Source organism: Rhodococcus jostii NBRC 16295 (assembly GCF_001894825.1).
Classification (GTDB): domain Bacteria; phylum Actinomycetota; class Actinomycetes; order Mycobacteriales; family Mycobacteriaceae; genus Rhodococcus_F; species Rhodococcus_F jostii.
This window is the reverse complement of sequence record NZ_BCWY01000032.1, coordinates 1-17,264: the sequence shown is the minus strand read 5'-3', so window position 1 is coordinate 17,264 and position 17,264 is coordinate 1. Positions and strand designations below refer to the sequence as shown.

Annotated in this window: 17 protein-coding genes; 3 read left to right on the top strand and 14 right to left on the bottom strand. The window is 66.8% G+C overall.

Annotation, left to right across the window (positions count from 1 at the left end):
- Positions 1-11: 11 nt before the first annotated feature.
- The 8 genes from RJ1_RS21130 to RJ1_RS21095 all read right to left on the bottom strand — a co-directional run bounded on the left by RJ1_RS21130 (position 12) and on the right by RJ1_RS21095 (position 6,869).
- Complete coding sequence (locus tag RJ1_RS21130; protein ID WP_073363631.1) at positions 12-452, bottom strand: RidA family protein; 441 nt, start codon at positions 450-452, stop codon at positions 12-14.
- Positions 445-2,037 (bottom strand): gamma-glutamyltransferase family protein, encoded by a 1,593-nt coding sequence (locus tag RJ1_RS21125; protein ID WP_073363629.1) that lies wholly within the window; start codon positions 2,035-2,037, stop codon positions 445-447. Before RJ1_RS21125 ends, RJ1_RS21130 begins: the two co-directional genes overlap by 8 nt.
- The gene (locus RJ1_RS21120; protein ID WP_005245019.1) at positions 2,034-2,396 is read right to left on the bottom strand and encodes a Rieske (2Fe-2S) protein; all 363 of its coding nucleotides are present in this window, start codon (positions 2,394-2,396) and stop codon (positions 2,034-2,036) included. The genes RJ1_RS21125 and RJ1_RS21120 overlap by 4 nt, the downstream gene beginning before the upstream one ends.
- Positions 2,397-2,425: 29 nt before the next feature.
- Positions 2,426-3,868 carry an aldehyde dehydrogenase family protein gene (locus RJ1_RS21115; RefSeq protein WP_073363627.1) on the bottom strand — a complete coding sequence of 481 codons (1,443 nt, stop codon included), beginning with the start codon at positions 3,866-3,868 and terminating at the stop codon, positions 2,426-2,428.
- The gene (locus RJ1_RS21110; protein WP_073363625.1) at positions 3,865-5,106 is read right to left on the bottom strand and encodes an NAD(P)/FAD-dependent oxidoreductase; all 1,242 of its coding nucleotides are present in this window, start codon (positions 5,104-5,106) and stop codon (positions 3,865-3,867) included. The genes RJ1_RS21115 and RJ1_RS21110 overlap by 4 nt, the downstream gene beginning before the upstream one ends.
- A 16-nt stretch (positions 5,107-5,122) precedes the next feature.
- Entirely contained in the window at positions 5,123-5,479 is a 357-nt protein-coding gene (locus RJ1_RS21105; RefSeq protein WP_073363623.1) for a Rieske (2Fe-2S) protein, read from the bottom strand.
- Between the two features lie 71 nt (positions 5,480-5,550).
- On the bottom strand, positions 5,551-6,270 hold the full coding sequence (locus tag RJ1_RS21100; RefSeq protein ID WP_073363621.1) for an iron-containing redox enzyme family protein: 720 nt from the start codon (positions 6,268-6,270) through the stop codon (positions 5,551-5,553).
- Between the two features lie 152 nt (positions 6,271-6,422).
- The gene (locus RJ1_RS21095; protein ID WP_073363619.1) at positions 6,423-6,869 is read right to left on the bottom strand and encodes a GlcG/HbpS family heme-binding protein; all 447 of its coding nucleotides are present in this window, start codon (positions 6,867-6,869) and stop codon (positions 6,423-6,425) included.
- Positions 6,870-7,047: 178 nt separating this feature from the next.
- Here RJ1_RS21095 and RJ1_RS21090 point away from each other — a divergent pair, with 178 nt between their 5' ends.
- Positions 7,048-8,739, top strand: a complete 1,692-nt coding sequence (locus tag RJ1_RS21090; protein ID WP_073363617.1) for a PucR family transcriptional regulator — start codon at positions 7,048-7,050, stop codon at positions 8,737-8,739.
- Between the two features lie 2 nt (positions 8,740-8,741).
- On the opposite strand, the gene RJ1_RS21085 is transcribed toward RJ1_RS21090, so the two are convergent.
- Positions 8,742-10,124, bottom strand: a complete 1,383-nt coding sequence (locus tag RJ1_RS21085) for an MFS transporter (RefSeq protein ID WP_073363615.1) — start codon at positions 10,122-10,124, stop codon at positions 8,742-8,744.
- Between the two features lie 313 nt (positions 10,125-10,437).
- Here RJ1_RS21085 and RJ1_RS21080 point away from each other — a divergent pair, with 313 nt between their 5' ends.
- Positions 10,438-12,033: a hypothetical protein gene (locus RJ1_RS21080; protein WP_073363613.1), complete on the top strand. Its 1,596-nt coding sequence runs from the start codon at positions 10,438-10,440 to the stop codon at positions 12,031-12,033.
- Between the two features lie 39 nt (positions 12,034-12,072).
- Here the strand turns inward: RJ1_RS21080 and RJ1_RS21075 are convergent, their stop codons facing one another.
- Complete coding sequence (locus RJ1_RS21075) at positions 12,073-12,933, bottom strand: LysR family transcriptional regulator (protein ID WP_073363611.1); 861 nt, start codon at positions 12,931-12,933, stop codon at positions 12,073-12,075.
- Positions 12,934-13,016: 83 nt separating this feature from the next.
- Here RJ1_RS21075 and RJ1_RS21070 point away from each other — a divergent pair, with 83 nt between their 5' ends.
- The gene (locus tag RJ1_RS21070; protein ID WP_073363609.1) at positions 13,017-14,024 is read left to right on the top strand and encodes a bile acid:sodium symporter family protein; all 1,008 of its coding nucleotides are present in this window, start codon (positions 13,017-13,019) and stop codon (positions 14,022-14,024) included.
- Positions 14,025-14,032: 8 nt separating this feature from the next.
- Here RJ1_RS21070 and ehuA read toward each other — a convergent pair whose 3' ends face one another.
- Genes ehuA through ehuB form a run of 4 tightly spaced genes read right to left on the bottom strand, consistent with a single transcriptional unit; the run spans position 14,033 to position 17,093 of the window.
- A complete protein-coding gene (gene ehuA / locus RJ1_RS21065; protein WP_073363608.1) occupies positions 14,033-14,794 on the bottom strand; it encodes an ectoine/hydroxyectoine ABC transporter ATP-binding protein EhuA in 762 nt (253 codons plus the stop codon).
- Positions 14,795-14,813: 19 nt separating this feature from the next.
- A complete protein-coding gene (ehuD, locus tag RJ1_RS21060) occupies positions 14,814-15,458 on the bottom strand; it encodes an ectoine/hydroxyectoine ABC transporter permease subunit EhuD (RefSeq protein WP_073363606.1) in 645 nt (214 codons plus the stop codon).
- Positions 15,455-16,186: an ectoine/hydroxyectoine ABC transporter permease subunit EhuC gene (gene ehuC, locus RJ1_RS21055; RefSeq protein WP_073363604.1), complete on the bottom strand. Its 732-nt coding sequence runs from the start codon at positions 16,184-16,186 to the stop codon at positions 15,455-15,457. Before ehuC ends, ehuD begins: the two co-directional genes overlap by 4 nt.
- 22 nt (positions 16,187-16,208) lie before the next feature.
- On the bottom strand, positions 16,209-17,093 hold the full coding sequence (gene ehuB / locus RJ1_RS21050; protein ID WP_073363759.1) for an ectoine/hydroxyectoine ABC transporter substrate-binding protein EhuB: 885 nt from the start codon (positions 17,091-17,093) through the stop codon (positions 16,209-16,211).
- Positions 17,094-17,264: the final 171 nt, after the last annotated feature.

Below are 17,264 nucleotides of genomic sequence, written 5' to 3'. Positions count from 1 at the left end.
CGGTACCGGGTCTACGGAGATACGGCCACTGTGAGCTCAATCTCCACGGGCGCACCGGACGGCAGGGCGTACACGCCGATCGCACTGCGCACCGGCAGAGCCTCTGATCCCAGGCTCTCGACCAGCGCGTCGGACGCTCCGTCGGCCACCGCGGACAGCTCGTGGAAGTCCCGCGTACACGCGATGAAGACGCTCATGCGCAGGCAACGGGAGATGGCCGCCGTGCCGCCGACGGCCGCGGAAATGGCGGCGATCGCATTTCTCGCCGCCAACCCTGCGGCCTCCCGGGCCTCCGGAATGTCCACGTCCCTTCCGACGATGCCGGTGACGGTCAGTTCACCGCCGCGGCGTGGTGTCATCCCGGCGCTGTAGGCGATTCCGCCGTGCACGACGGCGGGAATGTAGCGGCCCTGGGGTCGCGGGGCCGCCGCGACGGATTCCTGCTCAGACACCGAGCGCGATTCCTTCCTGACGAGGGTCCGCGGCGCCGGACAGCAGACCGCGCCCGGGGTCGACCGAGATGATCTGAGCGCTTCCGCCTGCGGCCCACGGCCCCTGCAGTGTGACGTCGTGTCCGAGGGCCCGGAGTTCACTGCGCACTTCTTCGGGCACTCGTGACTCGCACCGCAGTTCCGCCGGGCGACCGACCACATCGGCGTCGCTTCCGGGAAAGACCGTGAAACGTGGCGCCGCGACGGCCTCCGCCGGGCCGAGTCCGTGGTCGAGCAGGTGGGAGATCAGCTGCATGTTCCACTGCACCTGGCCGTCGCCGCCCGGGGTGTTGCCGACGTGCAGGAGGTTCCCGGACGTATCGGTGATCACCCATGCGTTGAGGGTGTGCAGCGGTTTGCGGCGGGGCGCCGCCGCGTTGGGATGTCCCGGGATCAGGTAGGCCCCGCGGCCGTATCGGTTGTTCAGCACCACTCCGGTGCCGGGGACGGTCGTCTTCGCGCCGAACGTGAAGGCGAGCGAGTGGATGAAACTGACGGCACGGCCTTCGGAATCCACCGCGACTGTCGAGGTGGTGTCGCCGGCGGTCACGCTGAAGGCCCCCGACGACGCCCGGTGGCCGTCCAGCCGGGCTCTCGCCGCCCCGACCGCTGCGGGCTCCAGCACCGCCTTCCACCCGTCGTTGCCGGTACCGCAGGTCGCGAGCCGGTCCTCGAAGGCGAGTCGCGCGGCCCGCGCCATGCGATCGACTGCCGGGGCGGTGAGCCACGGCGAGAAGCCCACCACGCCGTCGCACAGCGCCGCCTGTTGGAGGACCATCCATCCGGGTGTGGGCAGCGGAGTCTGGTGGATGACCGCACCGGCGTAGTGCCCGCTGATCGCGGCCTCCGCCCGCACGTCGGCGCCGGCCGCCCACTCCTCCCCGCTGAACGGTGCCCCTCCGCCGCGCAGCGCCTCGACGGCTCGCTGCGCGAAGGAGCCGGTGTAGAAGCCGTGAATATCGCGCGCGAGCGAACGGATCGACCTGGCCAGGTCGCGCTGCGGCAGCAACTCCCCGACCTGCGGCAACCGGCCGTCGGGGAGGTACACCGCACGCAGTCCGGGGTCGGCGGCGATCGCGGTCTGCGCTTCTCGCACGTCCTCACGGGTCTTGGCCGAGCAGGGCAGCCCGTTCTCTGCCGCGCGCACCGCAGGCGCCCAGAGATCTTCCAGCGAGCGGGTCGCGCCACCGGCGTGCAGCGCGCCGAGGGCGGCCGGGGCTCCGGGCACGGCCACCGCCAGCGCCCCGTCCAACGGAATAGTCCGCAACCCGCGTTCGGTGTAGAACTCCACGTCGCCGCCGTCGGGACCGAAGCCGCTGCCGCCGACCGTCCACACCGATCCGTCCGGTTCGCGAACGACGGCGAATGCGTCACCGCCGATCCCGCACTGTCCCGGCAACGTCAGCCAGGTCATCGCGGCCATGGCCAGCGACGCATCGATCGCGTTGCCTCCGTCGGCCAGCACACGCGCACCTACCGTGCTCGCCGCGGGATGACTGGACGAGACCATGCCGTCGGCGGAGAGAGTGGACGGTCGCGGGTTCACTTCATGCACCCCCGCGCGGCCCGCCGGCGCGGGATGGAACTGGTGTCGTCGGGATCGATGCCGACGAAGATCTCGCCGTCCCGTTCCTCCACCGGATACGTCTTGATGGCCACGGTCGCCGGCGGGCACACGGGTTCGCCGGTCTCCAGGTCGAATACGCTTCCGTGGCAGGAGCATCCGATGCCGTCGTCGACGAGTTTCCCCGAAGACAGCAGGCAGTCCAGGTGCGTGCAGTAGTTCGACGTGGCGTAGGCCTTCCCGTTCAGGCGCGCCACGGCGAACTCGTGTTCGCCGGCGAAGAAGCGGCGCACGATGCCTTCGGAAACCTGTCCGGAGCGCGCAACGCGAGTGAATTCCATGGTCTTCTCCCTCTGTCGACAGGTAGGTCTCAGGCCGAAGGGCTGAGGTAGACGGTCTTTTCGGATTGGTAGAACTGCATCATCGAGTCCCCTGCCTGTTCCTTGTGGGTCTGGGTGCTCGATGACTTGTAACCGCCGAACGGCGCGTTCATGCTCATGCCGGTGGTGGGCTGGTTGATCTTCACCAGACCCGATTCGGACCGGCCGGCGAACGCGAGGGCCCTGGTCACGTCGTTGGTGACGATTCCGGCACTGAGGCCGAATTCCGTGTCGTTCGCCAGCGCGACCGCCTCCTCGAAGCCGGACGCCCGCAGGAAGACCAGCAGCGGTCCGAACACTTCTTCGGTGACCACCCGCATGTCCGGTCTGCCGCCGGCGAATACGGTCGGGACGGCGAAATAGCCGTTCCTCTCGTCGAGACTCACTCCGCCACAGACCAGTTCGGCACCTTCGTCGTGACCGATCTGCACGTACTCGAGGAACTTCGCGAGTTGCCCCGCGCTCGCCAGCGCACCCATCTCCACACCCGGGTCCGCGCCCGGGCCGACGCAGATCCCTCCGGCGAGCTCCACCACGCGGTCCAGTAGCCGGTCGTGGATCTCGTCCACCGCGATCACCCGGCTGGTGCCCGTGCACGCCTGCCCGGACAACCCGAAGGCTCCCTTGACGATCAGCGCCGCCGCCGTGTCCACGTCGGCGTCGTCGAGCACCACGACGGGGTTCTTTCCCCCCATCTCGAGCTGACTGCGGCGAGACGGTCCGACCGCCGCGTGGATCGAGCGACCCACCGCGGTGGAACCGGTGAACGTGACGGCATCGATGCGCTCGTCCGCCGCGACTGCCGCTCCGGCCCGCCCGGAACCCTGGACCAGCGCGATGACCCCGGCCGGAAGCCCACCTGCGAGCAACGCCTCGACGAGACGCTGTCCCATCAGCGGTGTGAGTTCGGACGGCTTGAACACCACGACATTTCCCGCCGCGAGAGCAGGTCCGAGCTTGCGTGAGGGAATGTTGAGCGGAAAGTTCCACGGGGTGATCGCTCCGACGATGCCGACGGGTTCACGCAGGGTGATGACGAGTCCGTCGCCCGGGGTGGGATAGGTACTGCCGGTGGTGCGAAGCGCCTCACCGGCGTAGAAACGCAGGTTCATCGGGGTACGACCGACTTCCATGGTGGCCTCGGCGCGGGTCTTGCCCTCTTCTCGGACGAGTTCGTCGACGAGTTCGCCTGCCCGGGCCTCGAGGTGCGCGGCCGCGGCCTCGAGGATTGCGGCACGGCGCTCCGGGGGTGTCGCCGCCCACTGCGGCGCCGCCTTGGCCAGCGCGCTCACGGCGGCATCCACGTCCGCCGCCGTCGAATCGGGGAACACACCGATCACGTCGTCGTGGTCGGCGGGGTTGCGTCGCTCGAACGTCGCCCCGGACGACGACGGGACCCACTGCCCGTCGACGAGATTGAGTCCTTCGATCATGACACCGTCACCAGTTCCTCGTCGTCTTCATCCATCAGGTCGAACAGGTCGACGTCTTCGTCCGCGAGCCGCGACGGCTCGATCGACCGTCCGATCAGTTCCCTTGCCGCACTGATTTCTTCGCCACGGTCGAGCGCGAAGGCGCCGCGGACCACCCCGCCGTCCATGTAGAAGGCGGTGAACTCGCCGTTGTCGACGCTGCCGCGGAACACCAGGTCGGTGTAGCGGGCGGTGCCGGCGAACTGCAGGTTCTTGCCGAACTGATCCGACCAGAACCAGTGGGCGGGGTCCACGACACCGACGCGTCCCAGCATCAGATTCGCGGTCGCCGCGCCCTGCTTGCTCGCGTTGTCGAAGTGTTCGACGCGCACGTGCCTGCCGGCCGCGTCGGAGAATCGTGCTGCCACGTCGCCGGCGGCGTACACGTGCGGAACCGACGTCCGGCCCTGTGCGTCGACGAGTATTCCGCCGTCGACTGCCAATCCGGAGGCCTGCGCGACCTCGACGTTGGGGACGATCCCGATTCCCACCACCACGACGTCGGCCGGAACCACTTCTCCGCCCTCCAGTGTGATGAGTACGTCTTCCGGTCGCGTCGTCACGGTGTCGACTCGCACACCGGCGCGGACGGTGACTCCGTTGTCCCGCTGCAACCGAGTGCAGACCTCGCCCATCTCGGGTCCGAGGATACGAGCGAGCGGCACCGGGTCCGCTTCGAGAACCGTGACCTCGGCTCCCAGGGTTCGTGCGGTAGCGGCGATTTCGAGCCCGACGAATCCTCCGCCGATCAGCACCAGCCGCGCGCCGGGGCGGAGCCCGTCGGCCAGCCGCTCGGCGTCGTCGATCGTTCTCAGGTAGTGCACCCGTTCGGGCGCCGAACCGGTCACCGGCATCGTCCGCGGCCGCCCGCCCGTCGCGAAGAGCACGGCATCGGCCGAGATTCGCCGTCCGTCGGACAATTCCACCGCCCCGGCCTGCGAGTCGATCCGGGTCACCGCGGTTCCGGTGAGGAGTTCCACGTCCTGTTTCTCGCGCCATGCGTCGGGAAGGAGCATCAAGGATTCTCGGTCCTCCTGCCCGGCAAGGAATTCCTTTGACAGAGGTGGGCGCTGATACGGCGCGTGCAGTTCGTCGCCGACGAGCAGAATCCTGCCGTCGAATCCTCGGCGCCGCAGTGTGCGCGCGGCAACGGCGGCGGTCTGGCCGGCGCCGACGGTGACGATGGTGTTCAGCGTCATGGTGTCACTCGCTCTCTCAGTCGACTTCGGCGGGCGAGGCCGCGGTCTCGGCGTAATCGGGGCTGCGGGTGAGATCCACGTAGACGACGTCGTCCTCGACCTTCACCGCGTAGGTCGGTTGGCACAGGTCCTGGTCTTCCTCGTAGCCGGTGTCGAGGTCGAAGGCCCACTGGTGACCTGGGCAGATGACGCGACCGTGCAGCAGGGTGCCTTTCGCCAGTGACCGATCCTGATGGACGCACAGGTCGCGAAAGGCGTAGATCCGATCGTCGGCCTGGAACAACGCGACCGCGGTGTCCCCGACCTCGACTCGAAGCTTCCGGCGTCGGCCGAGTTCACGCACGGTGACCAGCCGGGTCCAGTTCGTATCCATCGTTCTCTCCTGTCGGGCGAGATGCCTGCGCCTGGAGGGGCCCGATCGCCCGGGCCCCTCCGTTCGCACGCTCAGGCGGTCGCGAGCTCGAGGTCGGGTGCCACGTAGGTGTCGTAGAGCCCCTTCGTGTACGAGAAGCGCATCTCGGCTCCCCACTGCACGAGCTGCAGGCAACGCTGCTGTAGCTGCGGCGTGTCCGCGTGGTCGAGCACGATCTGGTATCCGCGCTCACCGTGCACGACGTCGGACGTGATGTGCAGGTCGAAGAACTCGATCTCGTCCTCGGTGAATCCGTACACCTCGCGCAGTGGGATGATCTGCTTCTTGTAGATGCTGGGAACCTGCGATTCGAGTCCGACGACGAGCGCCGCGGTGGCGACGACGAAGTGCTCGCGCTGCGACACCGCGTAGCACCAGGACTGCAGACCGCGGGTGATCGCGCTCATGTTCGAGGGATCCTCGACGCGCTCCTTCGTGGTGCCGCACGCCTCGGCGAACTTGATGAGGAGGTCGGTGTGCCGGATGTCGGCCAGCTCCTCCTCGTACATGTTCTGGAGGGTGAAATCCTTTGCATTGGTGAAGGTGTCGGGAGTATTCGAGTAGATGTTCGCCAGGTAGTCGGCGAAGGGGCCGACGTAGTGGTAGTGGTTCTCCGCCCAGCGTGCGAAGTGGTGCTTCTCGAGCTTGCCCTCGGCCCACGCCTTGCTGAACGATGCGTTCTTCGCCTCGCGGCCCTTGATGGCGTTCTCCAGGGCTGTGCGGAATTCGTCCCGGCCTAGAAGTTCGGTCATGATGTGCCTCGTCTTCCTCGAGAATGGGAATGGATGGGGATGCTCCGACTGGAGTGAATTCGACGGTACCGACTCGCGATCGTCGCGACCACGTTCGAAATGACTGTGTTCCAACGGTTTCGATGTGCACAGTGTCGGCACATCGCGGACGATCAGCTGGGCACTACGGCGAGCGCCTCGAACTCGGCCAGCATTGCCGCTCCGACCGCTTTGTCCTGCTTGCCGTTTCCGCCGCTGATGCCCACTCCGCCGACGATCTGGCCGTCGAAGACGAGGGGAAATCCGCCGACGAAGACCGCGAATTTGCCCGGCAGCATCTGGCTGATGCCGAAGGCTTCGTTCCCGGGCAGCGCCGGCCCGTCGGGCGCCTCGTTGAACAGGTGGGTGGCCCGCTCGTGGCCGGCCGCAGTGAACGCCTTGGCGATCGCGATGTCGACGCCGGTGAGGCGCGCACCCGGCAGTCGGTGCAGGGCCAGCACGTTGCCGCCGTCGTCACAGACGCAGAGAGTCTGCTTGACGCCGATTTCCTCGGCCTTCGCGCGTCCCGCGGCGAGCAGTGGGAGTGCGTCGTCGAGGGTGATTCGGTGAACCTGATGCATTGTCTTCTCCGTTGCGTTGCGGGAGGAAGTGATGCACCGATTTCTATCATCGGCATCGCCGGCGGAACATAGTCAAACTATCCGGCGAAAACTCGAATATCAGGGCATAGTGCATAGGCAACGCAGACGAGCGCGGGGCCATACTGCACTTTCGACGTCACCCGAGGAGGGGCTCGTAGTGGAAGACACCACGACACCGAACGCGGACGACGAGCGATTGTCGTTACGCGGCCTGCTGGAAGAACCCCTGCTCGCGTCGGCGCGCCTGCTGTCGGGCACGGATGCCCTGAGCGGGCCGGTGACGTGGTGCCTGCCCTGGGGGGAGGTGATGAGCCGCCCCGACTCCCTCGCCGAGGTCGCCGTGTACACGCGGCCCGAAACGCTGTCCGCGCACGGACGTGAACTCGAGTCGCTGGTGGCGCGGGGCGCCGGCGTTCTCCTCGTCGACGGGTCGGCGCCCGCGGGCACGGTCTGGCCGACCGGACTCACCGTGGTGGAACTGGGATTTCCCGTCGGTTTCACCGCTCTCAACCGACTCCTCGCCGAGCGCGCACTCACCCAGGAAGCGCACGTGATGCGCTATGCCCTCACCGTGCACCAGTCGCTCGCGGGGTTGCTGCACCGCGGAGCGGGCCTGCCGATGCTGATTCGCGAGGTCGCGGCTCTGACCTCGGACGTCGCCGTCGCCCTCGACGTGCGGGGACGTCTTCTCGCCCACGCCGGTCTACCGGACGCCGAGGCGGCGGGCACCGTCGCCCTGCTGGAGGCTCTCGCGGACGCGCTGCCGCGGCTCGAGGAATCACCACCGGCACGGATGCACAACGTTCACGTGATCCGACTGGAGCATCCGGACGGACTGTTCGCACCCACCACCGCGGTCGCCGGGGCCATGCAACTCGCGGGCCGCTACGAGGGCTGGGTCGTGGTCGTCGTGCCCGGGGCGAATCCACGCCGGCACGACATCGCGCAGCACCGGGTGGTCGTCGAGCAGGCGGGGACGATCATCGGCACCGAGATGCTCCGGCAGCGGAGCGTGGACGAGGCCGAGGAGCGGGCGCGCGGCGATTTCGTCCAGGCCCTCGTGCACGGCAACTTCGCCAACGACCACGACCTGCGCACCCGGGCCGCACTGCACGAGATCGATCTGGATCTGCACTACATCGTCTTCGTCGCTCCCGGTCTCGTCGACCGGGCGGCGGGACGGCCCGGCGCGAGCATGGTCCGGCTCGCGCGGTACGCCGCCGGTGTGTTGCCCCGGCCGGATGTCCGTTCGCACGTCACCGTCATCGGAGACGTGCTCGTGGTGATCCGCTCCCTGAGTTCCGCCGACGCACCAGCGGTCGAATCGGAGATCAGCGAGTACGCGCACGCCATGTCCCTCGATCTGGAAACCAGGTTGGGGCAGCGGATTCCGGTGGCCCACGGCCGTCCCGCGGCAGGCGCTCGCGATATCGGGGAGAGTTACCGCGAGGCCCGCATCACCCTGGGCATCGCCCAGCGGCTCGGGTTGTCCGGTTCGGTGGCCTACAACGAGCTGCGTGGGTTCAGTGTGCTCGCCCGCGCGACCGACACCGACGAGAGTCGTCGACTCATCCGGGACGTCCTCGGCCCCCTCCGGGCGTCGGGTTCGCACGCCGACACCGAGGAGTTGCTCTTCGCCTATCTCGAAGAGGGCGGCAACATCAATGCGGCCGCGCGGCGCCTGCGGATTCACCGGAACACCATGATCGCCAAGCTCGATCGCACGTCACGACTCATCGGCATGGACATCCGGGAACCCGAGAACCAGTTCACCCTGTGGCTGGCGCTTCGGCTCGACCTGCTGTCGCAGGTGCAGGACACCGTCAACCACGAGATCGTGACCCGCTAGCTTCAGGCGGCCACCGGGTCCGCACCGACGAATGTCCCGGCCAATCCGGCCAGCGCGACGACGGCAGCCACCGCGAACAGCAGTCCGTACGGATCGGCCGCCAGGTGCGCCGCCACGCCCACCCAGGCGGCGCCGACGGCCGAGCCGCCGAACCGGATCAGGTTGAACAGTCCCAGACCCGTTCCCACCGCCCCCGCCGGCGATCGAGTCGAACCGGCGGCCGCCGGCGTCTGGACCATCCCGATTCCCACTCCGGCCACCACGAGCACCGCGCCGACGGCGAACGGATTCCGGATGCCGTAGGACAGCGTGATCGCCAGTGCCACTTGACTACCTATCAGGACGGCAAGACCGGAACGCATCACCACACGGGCCCCGATCCTGTCGACGAGACGCCCGACGACGGGCGCCACGCAGGTCATGACGACAGGCAGCACGAACAGCATCAACCCGGCCTGCGTCGTCGAACTGCCCGAGCCGGTCAGGTAGAGCGGCAGCGCCAGCAGCACCGCTCCGAGAGCGAACATCTGGGTGAAGGCGGCGAGCGCACTCCGCAGGAACCTCGACTCGATTACGAGGTCGATGGGCACGAACGGATTCGAAGTCCGCCGGCAATGGAGGACGAACCCGGCCAGGACGACGACCCCGCCCCCGAGGGTGGCGATTCTGGCCCAGACGGGAATCTGGTCCTGCGAGACCGTGGTGATGCCGAGGATCAGCAGCACCGCCCCGAGCGTGATGGTCGACGCCCCGATCACGTCGAGTCGCATCTTCTTGCCGGGGTACCGCGGAATGTAGCGGAGGGTCGCCGCAAACCCGATCAGGGCCACCGGGACCAGTGGCACGAACGCCCACCGCCAGCCCCACCAGTCGCTGACGATTCCGCCCATGGACGGCCCCACGGCCTGACCGATCCCGTTCACCGCCGCCCAGGCGCCCACGGCGCGCGCCCGTCGCGCAGGCCCGAACAGCCACGCGATCAGGCCCATGACGGCCGGCGCGAACGCGGCCGCGGCGATTCCGCCGAGCGACCGCCAGAGCACGAGCACCGGCAGCGACGGTGCGAGTGCCGCGCCGAGGGAACAGACCGCGGTGCCGAGCAACGCGGCGCAGTAGACACGCCGGCGACCGAACCGATCACCGATCCATCCGGCCAGCGGCATCGTCGCCGCGAAGGTCAGGAGAAATCCGACGACGACGAGGATCCCTCTTCCGAGTCCGGCGTCGAAGTCCGTGAGGATCGCGTTCAACGGCACGTTGACGATGTTGTTGCTGACGGTGCCGACGAAGGTTCCGGCCAGCAGCGCCGCCAGTGCGGGCGACGTGCCGGGTCCGCGTTCGTCACCGGTGGATGCAATCCGAGCCTGACCGACCGCCGTGTTCATAGAGTCCGCTTTCGTCCGAGAATTCGTGTTCCGGCGATGCCAGTTCTCGCCGCGAACCCCTGCCGCACCCGCCAAATTACTTTGGTTAGGCAAACCTGATTATGAACGCAACATTCCGAGAAATGGCTTCCGTCGAGCATTCCTTTACTTGTGCGTGACAACAAGCAATCCTGGCGAAAAATGCCGGGCACAATGCACAAATACGCTGGTTATCGATGTGCACTCTGGACGTTGACCCTGGAAAACGCCCCGCGCACTATCACTGCACTGTGACTAGTGCCACTAGTCTGTACCTATTTCGAAGGGGCGCACCGTGGATGTAAGTCTCACCGCCGCACACTGGGTGTATCTCGGGGGCATCATTGTCATCCTCGGGACGATGCTCATGCGGAAGAACATCGTCGTCCCCGCGGTCATCGGCACCTTCCTGACCGCGTTCGTGTTCTCCGACAGCCTCGTCACCGGTCTCGCGTCGATCTTCAACGCGAGCCTCGTCGCTGCTCGCGAGCTGTTCAACATCTTCCTCATCATCTCGTTGGTGACGGCGATGCTCGGCGCACTGCGGCAGATGGGGGCGGACCGGTTGATGGTCGCCCCGTTCCGGCGCGTGATGCGCGGCGGCACGAGCAGCTTCATCGTGCTGGCCGTCGTCACCTACACGATCTCGCTGTTCTTCTGGCCCACCCCCGCCGTTCCCCTGATCGGGGCGGTCCTGATTCCCGTCGCCATTCGCGCCGGGCTTCCCCCGATGGCCGTCGGCATGGCGATCGCCATCTGCGGGCAGGGAATGGCGCTGTCCTCGGACTACATCATCAAGGTGGCACCGGGCCTGTCGGCGAAGTCGGCGGGTGTCGACCCGGACGTCGTCGCGGACCGCGCCCTGGTGATGTCCCTGATCGTCGGTCTCACCGCGCTCCTCATCGCGTACTTCACGCAACGCAGGCACATGCGCCGCCCGGCACCGGAACTGCTCACCGATTGGGAGGCCCGCGCGGAGAGCGACTTCGGCAAGCCCGGTGGCAGCGCACCCGAGGGCGACTCGATGCCCACCGGCGGCGGTGCGAGCGACCGGCGACCGGCCGAGGCCGAGGCGGCCGTCACCACCGGCGCGGTCGCGACGACGTCCACCACTACGTCGACGGTTCTGGCGGAACCGGTCACGGCGTCCGCGCGGCAGGTCATCGACGACACGTTCAAGAGCATCCGTGCGGCAAAGACTTTTGCAGTGCTCGTGCCCACCGCGTATCTCGCATTCATCGTCTACCTCATGGTCGGCAAGTTCACCGATCTCGTGCCCGACCTCAAGGGCGGCGACGCGGCGGCGATGGTGGGCGGCATCGCAGCACTGATCCTGTTCGCCGCTGCCGCGACCAACGACAAGAAGGGCTTCCTCGAAACAACGTCCGAGCACCTCATCGACGGCCTGGTCTTCGCATTCAAGGCGATGGGCATCGTGATCCCGATCGCCGGCTTCTTCTTCATCGGCAACGGTGATTTCTCCGCCGCCATTCTCGGTCTCCCCGCGGACGCGGCCGGTCCGACGTTGCTCTTCGACCTGGTGAACGCCGCACAATCCCACCTGCCGCAGAACGCGTTCGTCACGTCGTTCGGCATTCTCGCCATCGGCATGATCGCCGGCCTCGAAGGCTCCGGATTCACCGGACTGCCGCTCACCGGTTCACTCGCCGGCGCGCTCGGGCCCGCGGTGGGCATGGACCCCGCCACCCTCGCCGCGATCGGTCAGATGGGGAACATCTGGTCCGGCGGCGGAACGCTCGTCGCCTGGTCGTCGTTGATCGCGGTGGCCGGATTCGCCCGTGTGCCCGTCCTCGAACTGGCCCGGAAATGTTTCGTGCCCGTCGTGTCGGGCCTGGTCCTGTCCACCGCGCTGTCCGTGCTCATCTTCTGACCTCGCGACGGCCTCGGTGGGGCGGATTCCCCGCCGAGGTCACGCGCGCAACCGATCCGCATTCTCGAGGATGGCGCCGCGCAGCGCCTGCTCGGGCTCGGTGAGCACACTCCGGCGGGCCTCCAGCACGAATTCGACGGCGACCGCGGACCCCCACTCGTCGCGCGAGCGCATCCGCACCGGGGCCAACCCCGCGGGCGGAAGCGTCTCCGCGTGGAACACGACGCCGAGGCCCGCGAGGCACGCGGCCCGCAACCCGTTCAGGCTGTCGGTCACGCAGGCGATGCGCGCACCCCTGCCGGACTTCTCCAGGACGTCGAGCGCCGCTTCCCTCGTGATCGACGGCGGCGGATACGTCACCAACGGCACCGGCCCCTCTGCGTCCGGAACGAAGTCGGGTGCGGCGAAGAACGCCAGCCGATCGGTCCACACCAGTTCGCCGTGCCGGTCCCCGCGGCGGCGCTTCCCGAAAACCAGATCCAGCTGGCCTTCGTGCAGTTGCCGGAACAACACCTCACTCAACGCGACCGTGAGTTCGAGGTCGACGAGCGGATGGCTGCGTCGAAACTCGCCCAGGATTCGAGGAAGCTCGTGCAGAACCAGATCTTCGGACGCTCCGAACCGGACTCGTCCCCGCACACCGGATTGAGTGAAATAGCGCTCGGCGTCCGAGAGCCGCTCCAGAATCGACGTCGCGAAACCCACCATCACGGAGCCGTCCGCGGTCAACTCGACCGAATGTGTGTCGCGCAGAAACAGTCGCCGCCCCGCGGCGTTTTCCAGTTTCCCCACATGCTGACTCACCGTCGATTGCCGCAGATTCAGCCGCCGGGCCGCAGCGGTGAAACTGCGGGTGCGCGCGACCGCCAGAAAGCTCCGAAGGTGCACCGGATCGAACATGACCCATTGTTATCACGGTTCGGAATCACAGTAAACGCGACTATCGTCTTTCGGAATATCTCCTGCTTGCCTACGGTCGAATCATGCTGACGAAGATCCCGCTACTCGGAAAACTCGATCCCTTCATTCTCGGCATCCTGATCACCGTCGGGATCGCCAGCCTGGTCCCCGCGGACGGCACGGCCCTGACCGCGTTCACCTGGGCCACGAAGGTGGCCGTCGGAATTCTGTTCTTCCTCTATGGCGCCCGACTCTCCACGCAGGAGGCGCTGCACGGCCTGCGTCACTGGCGTCTGCACGTCACCATCCTCGCGGCGACGTTCGTGACTTTCCCGCTACTCGGAATCGCTGCGCGCGTGCTGGTCCCGACGGTCCTGACCCAACCGCTGTACCTCGGACTCCTCTACGTCTGCCTCCTACCGTCGACTGTCCAGTCGTCCATCGCCTTCGTGTCCATCGCCCGCGGCAACGTGCCCGGGGCGATCGTCAGCGCCTCGTTCTCCAACATCCTCGGCATCTTCGTCACACCGCTGCTCGTCGCGTTGCTGATGACTAGTGAGGGGGCGGGTTTCGACGCGTCCTCTGCTCTCGGCATCCTCGTCATGCTCCTGCTCCCGTTCATTGCCGGCCAGTCGGTGCGACGGTGGATCGGACCCTGGGTGAAGAAGCACGGCGCGCCACTCAAACTCGTCGACCGCGGGTCCATCCTGCTTGTCGTCTACGTCGCGTTCAGCGAAGGAATGAACGAGGGCATCTGGGGCACGCTGTCAGTCGGACGGTTGCTCGCACTGCTCGCGGTGTGCGCGGCGCTGCTCGCGATCGTCCTGTCCCTCACCTGGTTCGGATCGAAGCGTCTCGGTTTCGACCGGGCCGACCAGATCACGATCACGTTCTGCGGATCGAAGAAGAGCCTCGCCACCGGTCTACCGATGGCCACCGTCCTGTTCGCCAGTCAGCCGATCGGCCTGATCGTGCTGCCGCTCATGCTGTTTCATCAGTTGCAGTTGCTGGTCTGCGCATGGATGGCGGGCAGGCTGGCGCGGCGTGCCGCAGCCGCCGACGAATCGGAACTCGCCACCAGTGCCCCGTAGTCCGGAGATCAGTCGGCCAGCACTGCCTTCAGGAAGGTCTTGGTTCGCTCGTGCTGCGGTGCGGTGAAGATCGCGGCCGGGGCTCCCTCTTCCACGATCCGGCCGGCGTCGAACATCATCACCCGGTTCGACACGTCCCGCGCGAACTGCATCTCGTGCGTGACGATCAGCATCGTGATGTCCGTGGTGCGCGCGACGTTCCTCAGCACATCGAGGACGTCCGCCACCAGTTCCGGATCCAGCGCCGACGTGACCTCGTCGAGCAGCAGGATGTCGGGATCCATCGCCAAGGCCCTCGCGATCGCGACCCGCTGCTGCTGGCCACCGGACAGTTGCGTCGGATGAGCAGTCTCCTTTTCCGAGAGCCCGACCATCTCGAGCAACTCGCGTGCCCGCTTCACGGCAGCCGCCTTGTCGAGCCCGAGAACGTGGATGGGCGCCTCGGTGATGTTCTCGATCACGTTCATGTTGGGAAACAGGTTGAACTGCTGGAACACCATTCCGATCCGGCGACGTATCCGGCGTGTGTACTTCTCCGACGCCGGAACGAGTTTGCTTCCCTTCTCCTCGTGCGTCAGGCGCTCCCCGTCGACCCAGATGACGCCGTCGTTCACCTTCTCGAGGGTCATGACCAATCGCAGGATGGTCGTCTTGCCCGATCCGCTCGGACCGATCAGGGTCACGCGGTCGCCGCGTGCGACCTGGAAGTCCAGGTGGTCGAGCACGACGTGGTCGCCGAACTGCTTCACGACGTCGTCGAATCGGATCATCGGGGTTGCTGCGCTCGCATCATCGGGCAAGACGTCTCTCCAATCGCCGTATGAGCAGGGACGTCGGGTAGCTGGCCACCAGGAAGATCACCCCTGCCAGGGTCAGTGGTTCGAGGTATTGGAAATGCCGGGCGCCGAACTGCTGCGCGGCCGTCACCATCTCCACCACCGTGATGGCGAACAGGAACGGGGTGTCCTTGAACATCGACACCGCGTAGTTGCCCAGCGCCGGGACGACACGACGGATGGCCTGCGGCAGGATGATCGCCCGCCACGTCCGGGCAGGTGCCAGGGACAGCGCCCGAGCCGCCTCCCACTGCCCGACAGGGACTGCTTCGATCCCCGCCCGGTATACCTCCGCCATGTAGGTCGAGTAGTGGATCCCGAGCACCGCCACTCCGATCTGCAGCGGCGAGAGTCCGGTGAACGTGTAGTACACGAACAGCAATTGCACGACGAGCGGAGTCAGCCGGATGAACTCGCTGACCGCCCGGACCGGCACACTTACCCATCGCGGTGCGGCGTTTCGGATCAACGCGATGACGAGTCCGAGGACGGCGGAGATCAGAAACCCGAGAACGGTTGCGATCAGGGTGATCTTGAATCCGTCGAGCAGCACGGGCAGAGCCTCGAACGCTCGATCCCAGCTCCAGTGGACGCTCATTGCTTCGCGGCCTCCAGTCCTCGTGGATCGGAGGGGGCGAGGCTGAAGATCTCACGCAGCGACGGTCCCGTGCCGAGACGATTCTTCGCCCGCACCTCGAGCGCGTTCATCAGCAATGTCAGTACGTATCCGATGACGAAGTAGATGACGAGTCCGACGCCGAACGCGAAGAGGGTGTTCCCGGTCGTCTGCCGGAGCTGGTCGACCTCGAAGGTCAAGTCCTGCAGAAGGATATAGCTCGCGAGGGCCGTGCCCTTGAGGAGCTGGATCAGAAGGTTCGTCAGTGGGGGAATCATCTCCGCCCACGCCTGCGGGAGGACCACCCGGCGCAGCCGCTGCCAGTGGCTGAAGTCCAGTGCCGTCGCCGCCTCCCACTGAGACTGCGGCACCGAGTTGATCGCGCCGCGGACCACCTCGGCTCCGTAGGCCCCGTAGTTCAGTCCGAGCGCGAGGATCCCGCACAGCACCGGGTCGATGAGGTAGCCGAACAGGGGCACCACGTAGAACAACCAGAACAGCTGCACCAACAGCGAAGTGCCCCGGAAGAATTCGATGAACGCGCGAGCCGACCCTCTGATCACGATGTTGTGCGCACGCGCCGCCAGCCCGAGCGCGAGCGCAAGTAAGAAGGCCAGGAGTGCACCGCCCGCCGTCAGCTCGAGCGTGACGACGATGCCCTCCTGGATGCTCGGCCACGCATCCAGCAGAGCGTCGATGTTCTCCTTCACAGGCAGCCGACCGCTACGACGCTCAGCCGGCCCCTCCGCAGAGTTTGGCCGTCGTCAGGTTCGGATCGGGCAGTTCCTCCGCGGTGAATCCGAAGGGTCCGACGATGGACAGGTACTTGTCCTTGTCGGAGGTGATCTTGGCAAGCTCGGCGTTGTAGGCGTCCCGCAGCTCCGTGTCCTCCTTGCGGAAGACCGTGCCGCCGGCACCGACCTGGGGAACCCCGTCGATCACGGCGACGAACGAGTTGGTCACCTCCACTGGAACCTGCGGGTTGTTCTGTGCCAGCCAGTTCAGGGAGATTCCGGTCAGCGCGAAGACATCCGCTCGCCCGTTGGCGACGGCGTCCATCCCGTCCTGCGGCGACGCCACCTGCATCGCGTCGATCCCCAGTTGCTGCGCGTAGTCCGATTCGATCGCCCCGGTCATCGCGGCCATACGTACACCGCTCTGCTGCACCGACTGCATGTCCGTGAGCTTCGCGGGATTGCCCTTGGGGACCATCAGCGCCGTCGTGTAGTTGAATTCCGGCTCACTGAACGCGGCCTGTTCGCATCGCTGCGGCAGGATCGACATACCGGCGCTGACGACGTCGAAGCGCCGGGCCTGCAGCCCGGGGATGAGTGCGCCGAAGTCGGTACTCACCCCTTCGACGTTGTCGATGCCCAGGTTCTTGAAGATCTCCCGGTGCAGCGCGACGGTTGCGCCGGTCAACTGTCCGTCCTGCTCGAAGCTGTACGGCGCTTCGCCGGCGAAGCCGACGGTCACCGTTCCGCTGTCCTGCAGTTGTTGGAGGAGTGATCCGCCACTGGCCGTGTCGGTCTTCGTGCACCCTGACAGGGAACCGGCCGCCACCACCAGGCCGGCGAGGGCAACAGCGGCTCTGACCGTCGGACGTTGTTTCGACATCGTGCTCGTCACCACAGATTCCCCTTCGTCACCTCGGGCGATCCGGGAGGGTGCGCACCGCACGGCACGATCCCACCGGATCTGCCCGGGCCACGTTACGCAGGCGAACGAGTCGCCATAGGCGAACCGTGGGGACGTTACCGCAGCGTTATCAAGTTGCGGTCCGGGAAG